Origin of the sequence: Defluviitoga tunisiensis (genome assembly GCF_000953715.1) — a bacterium.
Lineage (GTDB): Bacteria > Thermotogota > Thermotogae > Petrotogales > Petrotogaceae > Defluviitoga > Defluviitoga tunisiensis.
The window spans coordinates 781,401-799,223 of record NZ_LN824141.1 but is presented as its reverse complement, the minus strand read 5'-3'; the positions used below and the strand labels follow the sequence as shown (position 1 = coordinate 799,223).

The window sequence follows — 17,823 nt, the reverse complement described above, 5'->3', positions numbered from 1 at the left end:
TTTCTCCTATACTCTAAACATTTTAATTTTTTCTGAGAGTTCTTCTGCTAATTCAGAAAGCGTCTTTGCGCTTTGTTCAAGTTTTTTGGCGTCTTCTTTTTGGGTAGAAATCAGTCTAGAAATCTCATGCAAACTCTCACTTATAGAATTAACTGCTTGAGCGACCCTATCCATTGCCGAACTCATCTCTTCTGTGCTGGCGCTCTGTTCTTGTGAAGTGGCTGTTAGATTATCTATGCCATTATTTAAATTTTTAACCATAGATAATATCTCTTTAAAATTAGAGCTTATATCTGTCATTTGATCATCTATTCGATTTATTATTTCAACAGTCTCATTTGTAAAGTTATCAACAATGTTTGTACTATCTTTAATTCCATCAAGAATTTCTTCTATTTTAGTAGTCGCTGTTTTTGATTCTTCGGCAAGACTCCTTATTTCATCTGCTACTACCGCAAACCCTCTTCCTGCTTCTCCTGCTCTTGCCGCTTCTATAGCAGCGTTTAAAGCTAAAAGATTAGTTTGTTCTGTTATAGAATTGATGGTCTCAACAATTTTACCTATATTAACAGACCTTTCAATTAACTCCTTTACAACACTTTGAGTTTCTTTTGACTTATTAACAGCATTTTTTATTGTTTCACTTATTGAATTTATTGATTTCAAGCCTTCATTAGCAGCATTCTCAGTTTCAGAAGCAGCTCGATTAAGCTCTTGAGCCGATCTAGAAACGTTTTGTGCAGAAGCAGCTATTTCTTCAATACCAGATGTTACTTCTTCCACTGAAGCGGAAGTATCTTGTGCATTCTCGCTAATTTCCGATGCCTTCTGGGATAAAATTTCAGAGGATTTTGCACTATTTCTAGAGATATTCATTATCTCTGATGATGAACCATCTATATTAATAGCGCCTTCTCTTATCGAAACTATTGAATTTGCCCAACTTTCAATAGCCTCATTTAATGCCCCTGCCATCTCTCCTATTTCATCTTTTGAAGTTATTTCTACTTTTTGTGTAAGATCTCCTTTTGCAATTTCAGTGATATGAGTTTTTAATTGATTAATTGGCTTAGTAATAAACCTGTTTGTAAAGAATATCCCCAATAATATAGCTAAAACCGCAACTATTATAACTATAAAAAGATTTACGTTAGTGATTGATCTAACTTCACCAAATAAATTTTTAACGTTAACCTCAGTTATCAACGTCCAATCAATTCCATTAAGTTTTGTACACGTATAAAATACTGGGCCATCTTTAACATAAGAAACGTTTGTCTGTCCTTTCAAATTTTTAAAGTAACTTTCGTTTGAGATATCTAACCCAATCCTTTTAGAATCTGGATGAAATATTATTATCCCTTTATTGTTTATTACAAACAAAGTTTCTTTAAATCCTAGATCCTTCTTAAGCATTTCACTTATCTTTGACATGGAAAGATCTATTCCAACTGCACCAACAATTTCACCTTTGCTACTTTTAACCGCCTTTGATACTGTAACCAAGGTATCTTTTGTTACAACATCAATATATGGATCAGTAATAATAACTTCATTAGGCTTTGCTACAGCATCTTTGTACCAGGGCCTAGTCCTAGGATCAAAATCTTCTGGAAGTTGCTTTTCTGACTCAACGGGCCTCATAAACATATCTCCATTTTTTGTTCCCACATATACTGCTATAAATTCTTCATACTGTTCAAAATAATTTTGAAGATTCGAGTACATGCGCTCTGTATCCTCATTACTTTGATTTGTGATATTTGAAACATCTGGATCTGAAGCAATGGTAGAACCCACCCTTTTTAAGTCGCTTATATATTGACTAAAAAAGTCTGCCAATTTTTCGTTATTTACTTGAATTATCTGTGCGGCTTTATCTTTAAGGGTATCACCATAGTTCAAAGTCGAATAAGTTATGATAACTACCACAGGTAAAGCCAAGACCAATAAAATTAAGACCGTTATCTTCCACTTCAACTTCATATGTACTCCCCCTCAAAGGATTTTAAATGTTACCACCTGCAAAAAATTAAATTCAAATGATATAATTGTATTGTAATAATTATACCATGAAAAGATCTTTATTTTTAAAATAAACAATATTTCTGAATTATATTGTAATTTAGCAATGGTACAATTTTTTTATAATTAACTTTTTCAAAATATGAAAGGGTAAAACCTGGCACAAAACTAAAATATAAAGAGGTGATATTATATGAACAACTTTGAATGGGTATGTCCTACACGAATAATTTTCGGAAAAAACACCGAAGAAAGAGTTGGAGAATTTGCTAAACAATATTCAAATAAAATCTTGCTTCACTATGGGCAAGGAAGTATCAAAAAAACTGGGTTATACGATAAAGTTGTAAACTCATTAAAAAATGCAAATGTTGAGTTTATTGAACTTGGTGGAGTACAGCCTAATCCTAGATTGAGTTTAGTAAGAAAAGGTATTGAGATCTGTAAAAAAGAAAACATTAATTTTATATTAGCTGTCGGAGGAGGAAGTGTTATAGATTCCGCAAAAGCAATTGCGGCTGGAGTAAAATACGAGGGAGACATTTGGGAATTATACGAAGGAAAAGGAACATTGAAAGAAGCTCTACCAGTAGGGGTTATCCTTACAATACCAGCAGCTGGTAGTGAAGCTAGCATGGGATCAGTAATTACTAATGAAGATGGTTGGTACAAAAGATCTATCAACTACGATATCTTAAGACCTGTATTCGCCATAATGAATCCCGAATTAACTTACACCCTGCCACCTTTCCAAACAGCAGTTGGAGCAGTAGACATGCTAACTCACGTGATGGAAAGATATTTTACTAACACAAAAAATGTTGATTTAACAGATAGGCTCAGTGAAGCAACTATGAGAACAATCATAAAATATGCACCTCTAGCTTTAAAAGATCCACATAACTACGATGTCAGAGCCCAGATCATGTGGGCTGGAACTGTCGCACACAACGGTTTGTTAGGAACTGGAAGAGAAGAAGATTGGGCAACTCACGATATAGAACATGAAGTAAGTGGCATTTACGATGTTGCTCATGGAGCAGGTTTAGCTGTACTATTCCCAGCCTGGATGAAATATGTATACAGGCATGACATCAACAGGTTTGCTCAATATGCAACTAGGGTATGGAATGTTGAGCCTGACTTTTTCAATCTTGAAAAAACAGCTCTTGAAGGGATAAAAAGGTTAGAAAAGTTCTATAAAGAAGAATTAAATTTACCTATTACCTTAAGTGGTTTAAAAGTACCAGATGATAGATTTGAAGAAATGGCTGAAAAAGCAACTGAAAAAGGGCCAATAGGAAATTTTGTAAAACTATATAAAGAAGACGTTTTAAATATTTTAAAACTTGCAAAATAAAAGGGAGATAAAAACTCCCTTTTATTTTTTAACACACACTTTTTTACAACTTCTACTTCATTCTCATCCAGTAAAACTTTCAATCAATAAATGTAACTTGCTTAACTAAAAATGGCAAAAACATCTTAAAAAATTAAAAACAGAAAAGATATAATAACTGGTGTAAAATAATATCAAAAAGAAGAAAGCAGCAGAATTTTATAAATTGCCGAAAACACTAAAGAAGGCGAATAACATGGCAAGATACTTTAAAAAGATGGTTGGAACAAAATGTTATTTATCACCGGTAAACCCAGACGACTTTGAAAAGTATACCGAATGGCTAAATGACCCTGAAATATCTCAAAATCTCTTGGTCAATGATAAAATATTCTCGCTTCTAAAAGAAAAAGAGATTCTAGAAGACATGGCAAAAAACAACGACACAACTTTTACAATAGTTGACGTTAACACCGATAAACCTCTAGGTAATTGCTCACTTAACAATGTAGACAATATCAATCAAACAGCTACACTAGGTATATTCATAGGGGACAAAGAATATCTATCAAAAGGATATGGGACAGAAGCCATGGAACTACTTCTAGACTATGGCTTTAACGCTCTTAATTTACAAAATATAATGCTCGAGGTATTTGATTATAATAAAAGGGCAATAAAAGCATATGAAAAAGTTGGCTGTAAAGTAATTGGTAAAAGGAGACAAGCAAAATTTTTTAATAATAAACGATACGATATTATTTTTATGGACATATTAAAGGACGAATTTCTCAATATTAGAGAATAGAATTCTTTATTGGGTCTCAAGTAAAGAAAAAACAATATTAATTTAGTTTTTGCAGTGCCTACTTTATTGAATCACTCGCTAACTAGAAGAAGGCTTTACTAGATCTTCAATTTTTTTATTGTATACTTCTCCTATTTTTAATTATTTATTTTTCACAAAACCTTAGTAGAAAAACACGAAAATCTTCCCATTTATACAAAACTCACAAAAGTCCCTATCTATAAGTTGACAATATAGAAATTATGTGTTATAGTTAACTAGAACAATGCCACATTTGAAAACCATCAAGAAAAGTGATGTTTTTAGCGAAGAGAGTGCTAATCTTCATTACTGACTTTAGAAATAACGTTTTAAAATAGATTTTGATTTATAGTAGGTTCAGGGCGGAGCCCTCCTATCCCCCATTCAGTCGAAGTATCGTCCAAGTTACTGACTTTAAAAACAACTTTTTAAAAAGAGATTTTGATTTATAGTAGGTTCAGGGCGGTGCCCTCTTATCTCCCCTTCAATCGAAGTATCGTCGTATCGTCCAAGTTAAAAAAGAAAGGTGAACTAAAAAAGTGAGTAAAACAAATGATGATAATAAAACAAATAACTTAACTAAAATACTATTTATTATTTATATGATTGCGTTATTTTGGATAATAATATTCAAATTTGATATTCCATTTTCTAACCTGGGATATATGAGAAGTATAAATTTGATTCCCTTTAGCGAATCTCTAATAATAAATGACAAACTCAATTTTAGAGAAATGATTATGAATGCAGTGATCTTCTTACCTCTTGGAATATATTTGGAAATTTTATTTAAAAAGTATTCTACAGGCAGAAAAATATTCTTTGTTTTCTTAATCAGCTTTATATGTGAAGTATCCCAGTTTATTTTAGGGGTTGGAGCTTCTGATATTACAGATATAATTAACAATATGATAGGTGGAATTATTGGAATAGCAATATACAAAGTTATTGTAAAAATAATCAAAAACGATGTTAAGGCACAGAAAATTATTAATGTAATTGCGACAATAGGAACAATTTTTATGACTTTATTATTAATAATAATTACTATTAGCAATCACTAATAATATAACTTATAGCTGATCATTAGAGAAAGGGGGAGAATTTCCTGCTTAAAAAAATCATACTTATAGTTTTATCTGTATTATTAGTTTTAGTTGTATTATTTTCAATTAAACGGTTTGTTTTCAGAGACACTGTTTTTAAACCTTCAAAAAAAGTTATAGTAATTGATCCTGGGCATGGTGGCGAAGATCCTGGAAGTATTGGATTCAGTGGAAAATATGAAAAAGATATCAATTTAGAAATTTCCATAATGCTAAAGGAAAAATTAAATCTAAATGGATATAAAGCTATTTTAACTAGGGATAGCGATAAATATACAGATAATATCTTAAGAGCCGAGATGGCAAATAAAGAAAATGCTAGAATATTTATTAGCATTCATTGCAATTCTTTGAATAACGATAATTCCGTAACCGGCATACAGATGCTATACTATCCAAATAGAAATAGTTCTTTCGGTGATTTAAACAACTATGAACTTGCAGAAATTCTAATGAATTCATTAATTAATGGCACAGGAGCTAGAAATAGAGGAATAATAGAAGGAGACGATTATAAAGTGCTGAATCGAACCAAGATGCCAGCAGTAATAATAGAATGTGGATTTATATCCAACGAAAATGAAGAAAAACTACTATTGACAGATGATTACAAAAATAAGATAATAGATTCAATAGTATATGGATTGGAAGAATATTTTAGATTGAGTTTACTTAATTCTACAAATTAATTTAGAAATTAATCATTTTCAATGTATAAATATAATATAGTATAAAATAAGCTTAGAGAATATTGGATTTTATATTCAATATTTTTTCTTTGCTAAGGACTTTCTGAAAAATAACTTCCCCATTTTTAAAAAAACTAATATCACTAATAAAAAATCAAGTTACATCCATTTCAATGTTAACGAGTCAACATTCAACCCTTTTATCTTCTAAAAAAATAGCTTCATAACCACCTTCAAAAAAGGAAAATCCCCAACGAATAATAACTCGTGAAAAAATATCAAAGCTAAAGTTTACATAAGCTTTTTTGAGTCAATCTCTAAAAATATATTCCAATCAATGTTTGAGCTCAATAAAAAAATCGCTTGAAAATCATATAGAAAAGGATATAATAAAAATAGTGAAAAAGTTCATTGATTGTTTTTGTTTCTTTACCCTTTTATTGGATTATTATAAGAAGTTCGCAATTGAAATTGCAAAACTACTCAAAAAATGAAAGAGAATCTTTTGGAAAATTAACTTCTTCAATAAAAGAAAAAAGGTACGGGAAACAGCAAGAAGTGGTTAGTTAAATTGGTCTAAAAGAAAAAAGCTTTTTCAAAAAACTCTAAAACATGGAGAGAAACAAAAGAAGCAAAACCTGAATCAATTAAAAGTAAATAATCTATTAAAAATTCTGCTCTTGCAAGCAATATCTAAGGTTACCTCTATGCTTACACAATATTCTTAACAATACCAAGGGAGGTATTTAATGAATTCACCGATAGTTTCTAAAAATGTTAAAAGGTTATTTGAATATTCTAATAAATATAAAAGACAAATATTCAATATTTATCTTTTGTCGTTTTTTAGCTATCTCCTTTTTGTTGCAAATCCTTTCATTTTAAGATACTTAATTGATAATGTAATAACTGTTGGAAGGTTTTCCTTAATTCTCCCAGTAATGATAATATACCTGGCAATAATAATTGGACAATTTTTTATTGGATTCACAACAGATTATTACTTGAATGTATATCAAATAGACGTGACAAAAAAAGAACAAATTGTTCTATACAACAAAATTCAAAAAGTTCCTTTTTTATCTTATGATAAAACTTTTCTGGGTGATTTCTTAACTAGAATAGTTTCAGACATTAACGAAATATCTAATTTTCTTGTACTAACAAAACCTTCTATATATTTAAACCTTCTGCAACTTGCTCTTATTTTAACCGTTTTATTTCTTTTCAGTTGGCAACTGAGTGTTGTAGTACTTGCAACAATACCTTTTTACTATTTAATCTTGACTAAATGCAGCAAAAGCTTCCAAAAATCTTCATCTGAAGAAAGGCAAGAATATAGCAAAGTTATGGAAACCTTGAGAGAAAAAATAGAAGGCATAAATACTGTAAAAATACTTACTAAAGAATCTTTTTTTCATCAAAAGGTAAGTGAAAAAACTGAAAACTGGGAAAGTAGCATGAAAAAATACATTTGGAATTTTCTTAAATTAGATCAAGGAATAAGTTTAATTATATCAATCACCACACCATTGATACTTGGAGTTGGAGGATACCTAATGATGTCTAACATTTTAACAATGGGAACTTTGCTTGCTTTTTATCAATTTTCTACTTGGCTTTTCGTTCCCCTTAAAACAATTAGTGAACAACTTGCACAACTACAAAGAGCAGATACACTCTCCCAAAGGTTCTTTGAAATACTTGATCTCCCTGAAGAAGAAAGTGATGGAATTTTGCCTTTCCCTAAAGATTCCAATATCGAATATAACAACGTTTCTTTCACATACAAAGATGAATTAGTTTTAAAAGATATAAACCTATTCATAGACCAAAACGAAAAGATGGCCATAGTTGGAACAAGTGGTTCAGGTAAAAGTACTATGATGAATTTGCTTGTTAGATTGTATGAACCAACAAGTGGTGAGATATTGTTAGACAATAAAAACTTAAAAGGCTATAACTTACAAGAAATAAGAGAACATATAAAACTGGTAAGAGGAAATGATCCATTATTCAACATGACAGTGAAAGAAAACATAATGCTTGGTGATGAATTCAGTGAAGAAGAGTTCAACAAAGCTGTCAAAAAAGCAAAGGTAGATAAATTTATAGACCCATTAGATGAAGGATACGATACGATAGTAGGAGAAAGAGGAAGTAAGTTATCAGATGGACAAAGAGAAAGAGTAGCTATAGCAAGGGCATTGATAAGGAATCCAAAGGTATTGATATTAGATGAAGCGACATCAGGAGTAGACTCACAAACAGAAGAAGAAATATTTGAAGAATTAAAAGAATACGATATGACATTGATAATAATATCTCATAGGTTATCGACGATAAGAAAAGCAGATAAGGTAGTAGTATTAAAAGATGGAGAGATAATAGGAGAAGGAACACACAACGAATTAATAAAAAGCTCTCCTGTTTACAAAGAAATCATTGAAAGTCAGTTGATTGTTTGAAAAGAAGGGGTATTGTAGTTTTTTAATTTTTTCTAAATTAACGTATGCGATATAATTTAATCGAATTCATTAATATAAGAAAGAAGATATAGTGTATAAATCACTCAAACATCTTTAACATCTCAACAACCTCTTCTCTTTCTTTTTCTTCAAAAACATAGAAAGAAGTTGCTGAGGGTCTTCTTTTTAACGTGTATTTTTTCACAAATACATTGATTTCTTTTGGTACTTTTGGTCTTAATTCTTTTGGTATGTTTTTTATTTCATCATACCTTCCATAATTCATTATGTACCTTTCTATCATATCTTTTCGTTTTGAATCAACTTTTATGTATTTTTCAATGAACTCTTGTAAGTAAGCTTTATTTAAATCTTTAATGAACCTTTTTACAAGAATTTTCCTTGCTGAATAAAAGGGATGTTCTTTGAAAGTTATATCTTTGTTTGTGTAAGTTTTTTGTTCTTGGTTGGTTGTTAGTAATGAATCAACATCTATATTTGGAGGTTTTTCAAATGTTGAGTTTATTAACTCTCTTGTGTAATAATCACATCTTCCTTTGATTAAACTTCCACTTTCTATGTCTTTAATTACTCTTTCTAATTTAACCTCTTGCTTGTAATAATGAACAAGATAAGAAGTAAAAAATTTAGTGAGTTGCTTTTCTACCTCTAACTCCATAAATTTGTAAAAGTTTTCTTCAAACTTCTTGTCTATATCTTTCTTTTTTAATTCTTTTATTATTGGAATAGCAAGAGAACTGTTTATTTCAAATTCAAGATTGTCTATTATGTTTCTCAATGTATTTGACTTTATTTGCTTTGTTATCCCAGATAAGAAACTATCTAAAGTTCTTTTTGAGATGTTTAGTTCTTTAATAGAAACTTGTTCTTTTTCTATTTCTTGTTTTAGAAAGTTTCTTAATGTCTTTGTGTTTCTGTGATTACCTTTTTTAATATTAATTACAAAGCGTCTAACTTCATAAATTGTGTTTGTATAATCTTTCCATATTATTTGTCTATTTTCATAATCCAATTTTGAAAACACTTTGGAGAAAATAAAAGCTGTTTCATACATCATTGGATCGTTGTTTTCTTTTTGCACTTGAAAGGTAGTATCAAATGAATTGAAAACTTTGTAATTATCATCATCGAAGTAATAGGATGCATAAAATCCTAATGGAAATGTAAAGTTTAAAGAAATGTTTTTATCTACATCTTTTAACCACCAACTTATGTTATTTAAAGCCCCTACCATCCCAGATGGATGAGGTACATTCTTCAATGTCTTAAATGCTTGAATGTTTAACTTGGCTGCTTCTATATAATTTCCTTCATTCTTTTTTCCTCTTGCATCAGCCATAAGGATAAACCCTTTATCAACAGGATTGTTTTCATATATTTCGCTCCAATGTCTAATAGTTTCAATATTTTCATCGGAGTCATAATACAGTTCTCGTATATTTCTTAGAGATTCTACAACAGTTCCTCTTACATACCGTGGAATATTCCCAAAGTTGTCTCTTAATTCATCATAAATCTCTTTAACTTCTTGCTCTCTTTTTAATCTGTGCAAAGCTGACAGTTTAATAGATAAAAGTAGATAATACAAACTACCTTTTCGTAGTTTTGAAATGTTTCTTTCTATAGTCTCAAGGACTTCATCATACTTATTATCCCAAAATAATTTCAATATTTCTATATACTCTATTGTTTCATTGTTTAAAGAAATTGATTCAAGATAGTTCATGAATGGCCTTCCAAACTGTCCGTAAGTTGATAACTTGGTAACTAATTTTAAAAGCATTTGAATTATCTCCTTATGAATACCTGTTTTTGTTGTACAATTGTCATTTAAAAATAACATAATATTTACTTTTGTTCCAATGTTAACGAGTGAATATACAGTTACTTTTTTATCTTTAAACTATTGTATCATAACCCTTATCAAAAAAGGGAAAGCGAAAACAGAGTATAAAACACGATAAAAAACATCGAAATTAAAGTTTACATAAGCTTTTTTGAGCCAATCTCTGAAAATATATTCCAATCTATATTTGAGCTCGGTAAAAATATCACTTGTTTATCATATGGAAAAGTGTATGATGAAAATAGTGATTGGTCTTTTGAGTTTGTAAGAAAAAAGTGAAAAAGTTTGTTGTTATTTTATTGATAGGGGTATTGTTATTAGGAGGCATTGGTTTTGGAGGAGATGAAGAAATAATATCAAGTTTAGAATCAATAAATCCTGAAAAAATTGTAAGCTATGCTGAGGAAAGTTGGTAAGTGTATATTTTAAACTTTTAAAAAGTATTGTGAAAAGGATTAAAAATATGAGAAATGTTTGGTAAGTTGGGAATGTATTATTAAAGGGAAGGATTATTAGCTGGCATATATTAATCCTACAGGAAAATAAAATTGAAAGCGAGAGGAGGTGCAGAAAGATGATGAAAAAAGTTATGATTGTACTATTTTTAGTTGTCATACTTAGTTTTTCGATCACCATCTATGCTGGATGGGAAATTACCAGCCATTCAACTACTCAAGAAACTAAATACGCTTCATCTCCAAGTGCTACTAACCGAAATCCCAATCAAGACTTATATATAACTGCAACATTTAGTAGGTCTGTGTCTAAGAATGTTACTATAAGCACATCAGGTGGATTCACAAGTGTAGTGGAAGCTCACATAGGATATTCTAATGGACAAACTATTACAGATACGGTTTCTTCATCCGTTAATCTTCCTCCATTACGTAGTGTTGATTGGTATGTTGATTGGCAGATAAACAAACATATGGGCTCCGCTCAATATCGTGGCATTTTTGGAAATATAACCGATACAGGTTCATGGTCTGCTACAGTTCCTTTATATCCAATACTTAGTGGTTACGTTTACTATTGACTTATCAAATCTTTCTACTTGTAATATTCGAAAGGGTGGAAGAGAGTAAATTTTCTCTTCTTCTCACTCGAATTTATAACTTTTTTATTCAGTCAATCAAAAATTAATGTTAAAAAATTGTTCTTTTCCAAAAATAGTAGGTAGAAAAAATAAAATATGAGCAATGCACAAAAAGTAACAAATTTATATCATCTAAAGAACTAAATTAAAAAAATTAAGGAAATACCAAACGGAAAAAGAACTGCTAAAATTTTTTGAATATATACTGAATACAACGAGCCCACAATAAACAACATAGATAAGACTCTTGGATAAAAGAGTAAGATTTCTCAAAAAATCGAATATTTATTCTTACAAACTCTAAAGAATCTAACTAAGAGAAGAAAATAAATTTTTTCGAACCTTGAAAATTTTATGATTCTTGATTAAATATCATGCGAGAAGGTGATTAAAGTGAAAAGCATTACAAAAGTTAAAACAAAATTTGTTTTATTAGTATTATTCTCTATCATTTGGTGTAATTTTTTGTTTGCAGAAGAAAAAGGGAATGTTGTTTTTAATCTTTCACCAACTGTTTCTTTTACAACAGATAAACTAATACCAGTTACAGATGCATTTTCTTTAGGAGATTATAAATTTTACATATATTCAAAACCTAACAACGTTTTAATTGAATCCTATATAGAGATTTACTCTGTTATACAACCTAATAAATTTGCAACGCACGATATTATACATATATTTCCTAGAAAAGAATATCAAGATTATGAAATAAGTAATTTAATCTTTGTTAGGCAAAGAGACGCCGCTTCGGAAGAAAAAAGCCTTATTCAATCAAATGAAATTTCAAACTTCATTGTTGGCTACTCAGAAAAAATAAAAGAGATAGTATTTTTTTCTTTAGAAGGTGATTTAGTTAATACTATAGATGTTGGAATAAACTCTAAAAATGATCTATTACTATCCACAGCTTATGATTCTTCAAATGGGGATTTTTGGGTCGTAGATAAAAAGGAAGATGAAATTAAACTTATGGATATAACTGGAGAAATCATTTTATCATTTCCAGCAACTGAAAAAATTAACATATAAGGAATAAGTACTGCACAATTTGAGGAAGCAATAACCTCGGAAGAAGGAGATTTATATATCAGAGATTCTTCAAACAGAATTTACCAATACAAAACAGATGGATTTCTAAATACTATTTTGTTAGAAGAATTAAAAGGTAATAAGATCCATAGTTTTGCAATTGATTCCTTAGAAAATATATTCATAGTATATCATTCCGTATCAGATAATAAACTTAAAATATCTGTCATTGTTCAAAATGAAGAAGGAAAATATTCAACTAAAGCAATTAGTGAAGAACCTTTCGTTGAAGAACCAATAAAATTGTTAGCTTACAGAGGATTTTTAATATTGGTAACGAAAGAAAATTACCAAATATATGAAATTTTACCAATAATAAAAAAACTACAAAATTAAAGATTTAATCGGAGTTCAATAATTTATCTTACAAGTTTAAACTATTAATTTAGATCAAACAAAATCAATGCAAGTTTTCAGACATGAAAGCTTGCTTATATGAGGAGATGTCATTATGAAAAACAAGTTTGGTTTGATCGGTATTTTTATTATTTTATCTTTCAGTATATTCGCTGTTGATTTAGAGCTCGATGAAAATTTTATCGTTAATTATTGTGGAGTCTATTACCAAATTTTGAATATAGAGAGCGAAAGTAGCCAGACTTTTTTGTTATTGGAAAACAAAGCAGTTGCTCTATTAGATGCAAAAGGAAATATTAAAGGAGTTATTGACTTGCAAACTGATGAAATAATTCATCCTCTAACTAAATTAACTCCACGTCTTATAAATCAAGAAGACTACACAAAACTTTTATATATTGGAGGATTAAGTTACTCTAATGGAGCACTGTACGTAGCTTATTCTAACATCATTAAAATGTATGATACTAATGGAAAGTTCCTTAATAAAATAGAATTAAACGAATCAATGATGTTGAGCGACATAGCCATTTTAGATTCACAAATATACGTCTTAGATTATATCAAAGGAATTTTCAAAATAGTGGGAAAGGAAGCTGTAAAAATATACCCCGAGTCAGTTGAATCATCAAATTTTATTCAATATACTAATTTAGAAATAATTGATAACAGTCTATACGTATATTATATGGAAGACAAAGAAGATCAAAACGGTACAACAAGTTTTAGAGGTGTTTATAAATTATCAGCACAAGATAACAAATATGTAGAAGAAAAGGGAGTCGAATTAGGGCAAGATTCAATAATAAACAGTTCTTTTATTAACTTTGAAAATAACTTGATTTTGTCGAAAGGTGAAACTGAAATATACATTTTTGATAAAGATTTAAATATAAAATTATACATTAATAGTTCAGAATTCTTTTACTATCCGAAATTTGATGCATTAAAGGAAGAAAATGGAACTAAGGGATATATTGTAATTTACAACCAAGGAGAATTGAAAAGATATTTTTTTGATCTTGCTATTCCTCACAAAGTTGTGAGGTGGAATATTGAATAATTATATTTTTGCTGATATTTTCTAATGTTTCTGTAATTATTTGTTATGTAAAACTCTGATAGTTTAAAAAACACGATTTTAGCTTGTGCATTTACCTTTTTATTTATAAGAAATACTATTAAAGGCGGAAAGTAATCCAGGTAAATGCACATTTTTAAGAAGTTTTCTTTGAAAGATGCTATTGCATAAAGAAGGTGAAAAATATACGTGCTTAGAAAAGTTTCAACAATATTGTTTATTATAATAAATTTAACTATTTCAGCTAATGTGTACAATAACATAGAAAAAATTTCCCAAACAATTGATACCTACAATAAAAAAATTATAGAAAATCAATTAAATACTCAAATTAGTGAACGAGATAATATCAAATTTAATATTCTTCCTTCAATAGGATTGATTATTAACCAAGATAGTTATAATATAAATTTTTCAAATGATTTGAGGAATATACTGTTTATCGGTAAAATGAAGCAAGAAAAAGAAAAAGAGATAATGAAAACAAAATTTCAAAAAATAGATATAGAAAAAGAACAGATAATATCTATTTTTTCTTCCATTCTAAATTATATGTATCTAAAAAATATTGTTAATCTTTATGAAGATAATTATTATCATTTTGATAAACGAGAAAAAGAGATAGAAAAAGAGTATAAAAACAAACAAATAGACTACAACAGTTATCTAGACAACAAAATAATAATTTCACAATATAAAGCTGATTATAATAATATCAAAAATTTGTTTGAGTTAAACAAGAAACAATTCGACCTTTTAGTAAGTCAAAGTGAAGAAGTTGAAAATATATCAAATTTCATTTTTGAAGAATATATTGAATTCTTTTTAAATACATACTATACTTCAGAGTATTTAGAAAAATTTGTTCGAAAAACACAAAATATTAACGAATTTTATTTTATTACTTTATCTCCAAAATACTATACAAATATTCCAACAATTTCAAACACTTTATCTTATGAAAATACTTATGATCAAGAATATCCAAATTTATCATACACACTTAGGATCGGCAACCAATTTGAATTAAACAATACATTTTCTTTAAAGCCTGAAGTTACTATATCTTACACTGATTCTTTTAATTTTACTTTAGGAGTATTTTTTGAAACTACATCTTCTTCTTTCAAAGCTACAGAAACGGAAGATTTAAATTTGTTAGTTATCGAACAAAATGATAATAATTTAATGTATATTTATAATATTTGGAATGGTATTAATTATTTAAACGCTTCCCTTGAAGTTCTTTCAATGAAATTAGAACAATTAAAATATTTAGTATCTTCTTATCCAGATAATCTACAAATAATTTTAGAATTTTTAACTTTATTTTCTTCTTTTCAAAATACAAAAGCAAACTTAGTTTTCAACTGTTTTCTTTTCGAAAGTGAGATTAAAACAGTAGAAAAAAAATATGAACTAATAAAAAATAGTTCTTTTTAAATTTAAATATAATCGGTTTTGAAGGTAGCAGTATTAAAAGATGGAAAGATAATAGACGAAAGGACACGCAGCGAATTAATAAAAAGCTTTCCTGTTTACAAAGAAATCACTGAAAGTCAGTTGGTAGTGTAAATAGGGGAATTATATTTATTACTTTTAATTTTCAAACTCTCTTTTACTAACATTAAGTACAATTATTCCAACAATTTCTCCTTTTTCGTACCTTTTTATTACATCATTTTTAGTAAGTTCAAAATCGTCTGCATGACTTGGTTATTTGAAAATTATGTATAATAAGCCTCTTTAGTATAAGAGGTTCATATTCGCGAGTAAGGAACTTCTCTTAAAATCGAAATTAAGTCTAATATCTTTTTTATTTCTATTTTTCCTATATTTTTGGTCTAATTTCCAAATTGCTTTTGTGCTCAACTAAACATCTTTAACGTTTCAACAAGTTTCTCTCTTTCTTTTTCTTCAAAAACATAGAACGAAATTGCTGAGGGTCTCCTTTTTAACGAGTATTCTTCACAAATACAGTGAAGCATACGAAAACGATCCTGTTAATAAAGGATTTATCCTTATGGCTGATGCAAGAGGAAAAAAGAATGAAGGAAATTATGTAGAAGCAACTCAGTTAAATATTCAAGCATTTAAGATATTGAAGGATGTACCTCATCCATCTGGGGTAGTTCAAGCTTTAAATAACATAAGTTGGTGGTTAAAAGATGTAGATAAAAGTATCGCTTTAAACTTTAGCTTTCCATTAGGATTTTACCTTGGTTATTATTTTGACGATGATAACTTTAATGTTTTCAATTCACTTGATACTATCTTTCAAGTGCAAAAAGAAAACAACGATCCAATGATGTATGAAACAGCTTTTATTTTCTCCAAAGTGTTTTCAAAATTGGATTATGAAAATAGACAAATAATATGGAAAGATTATGCAAACACAATTTATGAAGTTAGACGCTTTGTAATTAATATTAAAAAAGGTAATCACAAAAACACAAAGGCATTAAGAAATTTCATAAAACAAGAAATAGAAAAAGAACAAGTTTCTATTAAAGAATTAAATATCTCAAAAAGAACATTAGATAATTTCTTATCTGGGATAACAAAGCAAATAAAGCCAAATACATTGAGAAACATAATAGACAATCTTGAATTTGAAATAAACAGTTCTCTTGCTATTCCAATAATAAAAGAACTAAAAAAGAAAGATATAGACAAAAAGTTTGAAGAAAACTTTTACAAATTTATGGAGTTAGAGGTAGAAAAGCAACTCACTAAATTTTTTACTTCTTATCTTGTTCATTATTACAAGCAAGAGGTTAAATTAGAAAGAGTAATTAAAGACATAGAAAGTGGAAGTTTAATCAAAGGAAGATGTGATTATTACACAAGAGAGTTAATAAACTCAACATTTGAAAAACCTCCAAATATAGATGTTGATTCATTACTAACAACCAACCAAGAACAAAAAACTTACACAAACAAAGATATAACTTTCAAAGAACATCCCTTTTATTCAGCAAGGAAAATTCTTGTAAAAAGGTTCATTAAAGATTTAAATAAAGCTTACTTACAAGAGTTCATTGAAAAATACCTAAAAGCTGATTCAAAGCAGAAAGATATAATAGAAAGGTACATAATGAACTATGGAAGGTATGATGAAATAAAAAACATACCAAAAGAATTAAGACCAAAAGTACCAAAAGAAATTAATGTATTTGTGAAAAAATATACGTTAAAAAGAAGACCTTCAGCAATTTCTTTCTATGTTTTTGAAGGAAAAGAAAGAGAAGAACTTTTTGAGATTTTAGAAGAGTTTGAATGAAAATAAAATTAATTCACTTTACTGAAATTAAAACTCTTTACTTTGATAAACCGTTTTATATGGATTTAATTCACAAAGATTTTTCATATTTTATTATACTTTTCCTTCATCAAAACATAAATGAAAACAAAAAATTAATTATTAAAAAGTTCGTTTATTAATTCTTCTTTTGCAACCTTTAAATATTCTGATATGTTATTTAGGTAAATCTTCTTCATTGTCAAAGTGACAACTAATTGCGTTTTTAATGTTTTCTTTTATTTCTTCTAAAGAATCAGCTTCTGTAAATATTGACTCTCCTAAAGCCTTTGCAGTGTAACCACCTTCAGGATCTTCTTCAACTAAAAATATTATTTCTTTAATTTTCATTATATTCATTCCTTTCTATTACCTATTACTATATTAAAAATTTCTTTCTTACAAATATTTTACTACAGGATTCCCAAAATTCAAAAGTAAAAGATTTAGTACTCAGGGAATGGCGTTGTCCCGAATGTAGAACCCACCATGATAGAGACATAAATGCTAGTAAAAACTTGCTGAAACTAGCAATATAGTTTTGGTAATATTTGGGGTAGGAACTATCCTTAG

At 28.7% G+C, this 17,823-nt stretch carries 14 protein-coding genes and 2 pseudogenes; 13 read left to right on the top strand and 3 right to left on the bottom strand.

Going from position 1 to position 17,823, the window contains the following annotated elements; translation table 11 throughout:
- Positions 1 to 6 precede the first annotated feature (6 nt).
- Entirely contained in the window at positions 7 to 1,986 is a 1,980-nt protein-coding gene (locus DTL3_RS03765) for a methyl-accepting chemotaxis protein (RefSeq protein WP_045087591.1), read from the bottom strand.
- A gap of 232 nt (positions 1,987 to 2,218) precedes the next feature.
- Here DTL3_RS03765 and DTL3_RS03760 point away from each other — a divergent pair, with 232 nt between their 5' ends.
- From DTL3_RS03760 to DTL3_RS03740, 5 genes are all read left to right on the top strand, one after another.
- Positions 2,219 to 3,385: an iron-containing alcohol dehydrogenase gene (locus DTL3_RS03760; protein WP_045087590.1), complete on the top strand. Its 1,167-nt coding sequence runs from the start codon at positions 2,219 to 2,221 to the stop codon at positions 3,383 to 3,385.
- A gap of 205 nt (positions 3,386 to 3,590) precedes the next feature.
- On the top strand, positions 3,591 to 4,172 hold the full coding sequence (locus DTL3_RS03755) for a GNAT family N-acetyltransferase (RefSeq protein ID WP_231854045.1): 582 nt from the start codon (positions 3,591 to 3,593) through the stop codon (positions 4,170 to 4,172).
- 560 nt (positions 4,173 to 4,732) lie between these two features.
- Complete coding sequence (locus tag DTL3_RS03750) at positions 4,733 to 5,257, top strand: VanZ family protein (protein ID WP_197539543.1); 525 nt, start codon at positions 4,733 to 4,735, stop codon at positions 5,255 to 5,257.
- Positions 5,258 to 5,301: 44 nt separating this feature from the next.
- Positions 5,302 to 5,988, top strand: a complete 687-nt coding sequence (locus DTL3_RS03745) for an N-acetylmuramoyl-L-alanine amidase family protein (protein WP_084217131.1) — start codon at positions 5,302 to 5,304, stop codon at positions 5,986 to 5,988.
- 749 nt (positions 5,989 to 6,737) lie between these two features.
- Positions 6,738 to 8,456 carry an ABC transporter ATP-binding protein gene (locus tag DTL3_RS03740; protein WP_045087587.1) on the top strand — a complete coding sequence of 573 codons (1,719 nt, stop codon included), beginning with the start codon at positions 6,738 to 6,740 and terminating at the stop codon, positions 8,454 to 8,456.
- 100 nt (positions 8,457 to 8,556) lie between these two features.
- Here DTL3_RS03740 and DTL3_RS03735 read toward each other — a convergent pair whose 3' ends face one another.
- On the bottom strand, positions 8,557 to 10,260 hold the full coding sequence (locus DTL3_RS03735; RefSeq protein WP_045087586.1) for a hypothetical protein: 1,704 nt from the start codon (positions 10,258 to 10,260) through the stop codon (positions 8,557 to 8,559).
- Positions 10,261 to 10,598: 338 nt separating this feature from the next.
- Here DTL3_RS03735 and DTL3_RS09605 point away from each other — a divergent pair, with 338 nt between their 5' ends.
- From DTL3_RS09605 to DTL3_RS03705, 7 genes and pseudogenes are all read left to right on the top strand, one after another.
- Positions 10,599 to 10,739, top strand: coding sequence for a hypothetical protein (locus DTL3_RS09605; RefSeq protein ID WP_171820580.1), 141 nt, complete (start codon positions 10,599 to 10,601; stop codon positions 10,737 to 10,739).
- A gap of 158 nt (positions 10,740 to 10,897) precedes the next feature.
- Complete coding sequence (locus tag DTL3_RS03730) at positions 10,898 to 11,359, top strand: hypothetical protein (protein ID WP_045087585.1); 462 nt, start codon at positions 10,898 to 10,900, stop codon at positions 11,357 to 11,359.
- A gap of 453 nt (positions 11,360 to 11,812) precedes the next feature.
- Positions 11,813 to 12,451, top strand: coding sequence for a hypothetical protein (locus DTL3_RS09760; RefSeq protein WP_045087584.1), 639 nt, complete (start codon positions 11,813 to 11,815; stop codon positions 12,449 to 12,451).
- Positions 12,452 to 12,568: 117 nt separating this feature from the next.
- Positions 12,569 to 12,847, top strand: a complete 279-nt coding sequence (locus DTL3_RS09755; protein ID WP_045087583.1) for a hypothetical protein — start codon at positions 12,569 to 12,571, stop codon at positions 12,845 to 12,847.
- Between the two features lie 115 nt (positions 12,848 to 12,962).
- On the top strand, positions 12,963 to 13,931 hold the full coding sequence (locus DTL3_RS03715) for a hypothetical protein (protein WP_045087582.1): 969 nt from the start codon (positions 12,963 to 12,965) through the stop codon (positions 13,929 to 13,931).
- Positions 13,932 to 14,138: 207 nt separating this feature from the next.
- A complete protein-coding gene (locus tag DTL3_RS03710) occupies positions 14,139 to 15,392 on the top strand; it encodes a hypothetical protein (protein ID WP_045087581.1) in 1,254 nt (417 codons plus the stop codon).
- Positions 15,393 to 15,924: 532 nt separating this feature from the next.
- A pseudogene (locus DTL3_RS03705) lies at positions 15,925 to 17,232 on the top strand (hypothetical protein); the annotation flags it as partial.
- 195 nt (positions 17,233 to 17,427) lie between these two features.
- Here DTL3_RS03705 and DTL3_RS03700 read toward each other — a convergent pair.
- Entirely contained in the window at positions 17,428 to 17,601 is a 174-nt protein-coding gene (locus tag DTL3_RS03700; protein ID WP_171820617.1) for a 2-oxoisovalerate dehydrogenase, read from the bottom strand.
- Between the two features lie 74 nt (positions 17,602 to 17,675).
- Between DTL3_RS03700 and DTL3_RS09390 the strand changes: the two are divergent.
- Positions 17,676 to 17,789, top strand: a pseudogene (locus DTL3_RS09390) (zinc ribbon domain-containing protein); the annotation flags it as partial.
- Positions 17,790 to 17,823: the final 34 nt, after the last annotated feature.

What these genes read in the sequence shown, in the direction of transcription:
- DTL3_RS03740 (WP_045087587.1), top strand. Translation starts at nt 6,738, where the DNA reads ATGAATTCACCGATAGTTTCTAAAAATGTTAAAAGGTTATTTGAATAT.
- DTL3_RS03715 (WP_045087582.1), top strand. Translation starts at nt 12,963, where the DNA reads ATGAAAAACAAGTTTGGTTTGATCGGTATTTTTATTATTTTATCTTTC.
- DTL3_RS03700 (WP_171820617.1), bottom strand. Translation starts at nt 17,601, where the DNA reads ATGAAAATTAAAGAAATAATATTTTTAGTTGAAGAAGATCCTGAAGGT.
- DTL3_RS03760 (WP_045087590.1), top strand. Translation starts at nt 2,219, where the DNA reads ATGAACAACTTTGAATGGGTATGTCCTACACGAATAATTTTCGGAAAA.
- DTL3_RS03735 (WP_045087586.1), bottom strand. Translation starts at nt 10,260, where the DNA reads ATGCTTTTAAAATTAGTTACCAAGTTATCAACTTACGGACAGTTTGGA.
- DTL3_RS03765 (WP_045087591.1), bottom strand. Translation starts at nt 1,986, where the DNA reads ATGAAGTTGAAGTGGAAGATAACGGTCTTAATTTTATTGGTCTTGGCT.
- DTL3_RS03730 (WP_045087585.1), top strand. Translation starts at nt 10,898, where the DNA reads ATGATGAAAAAAGTTATGATTGTACTATTTTTAGTTGTCATACTTAGT.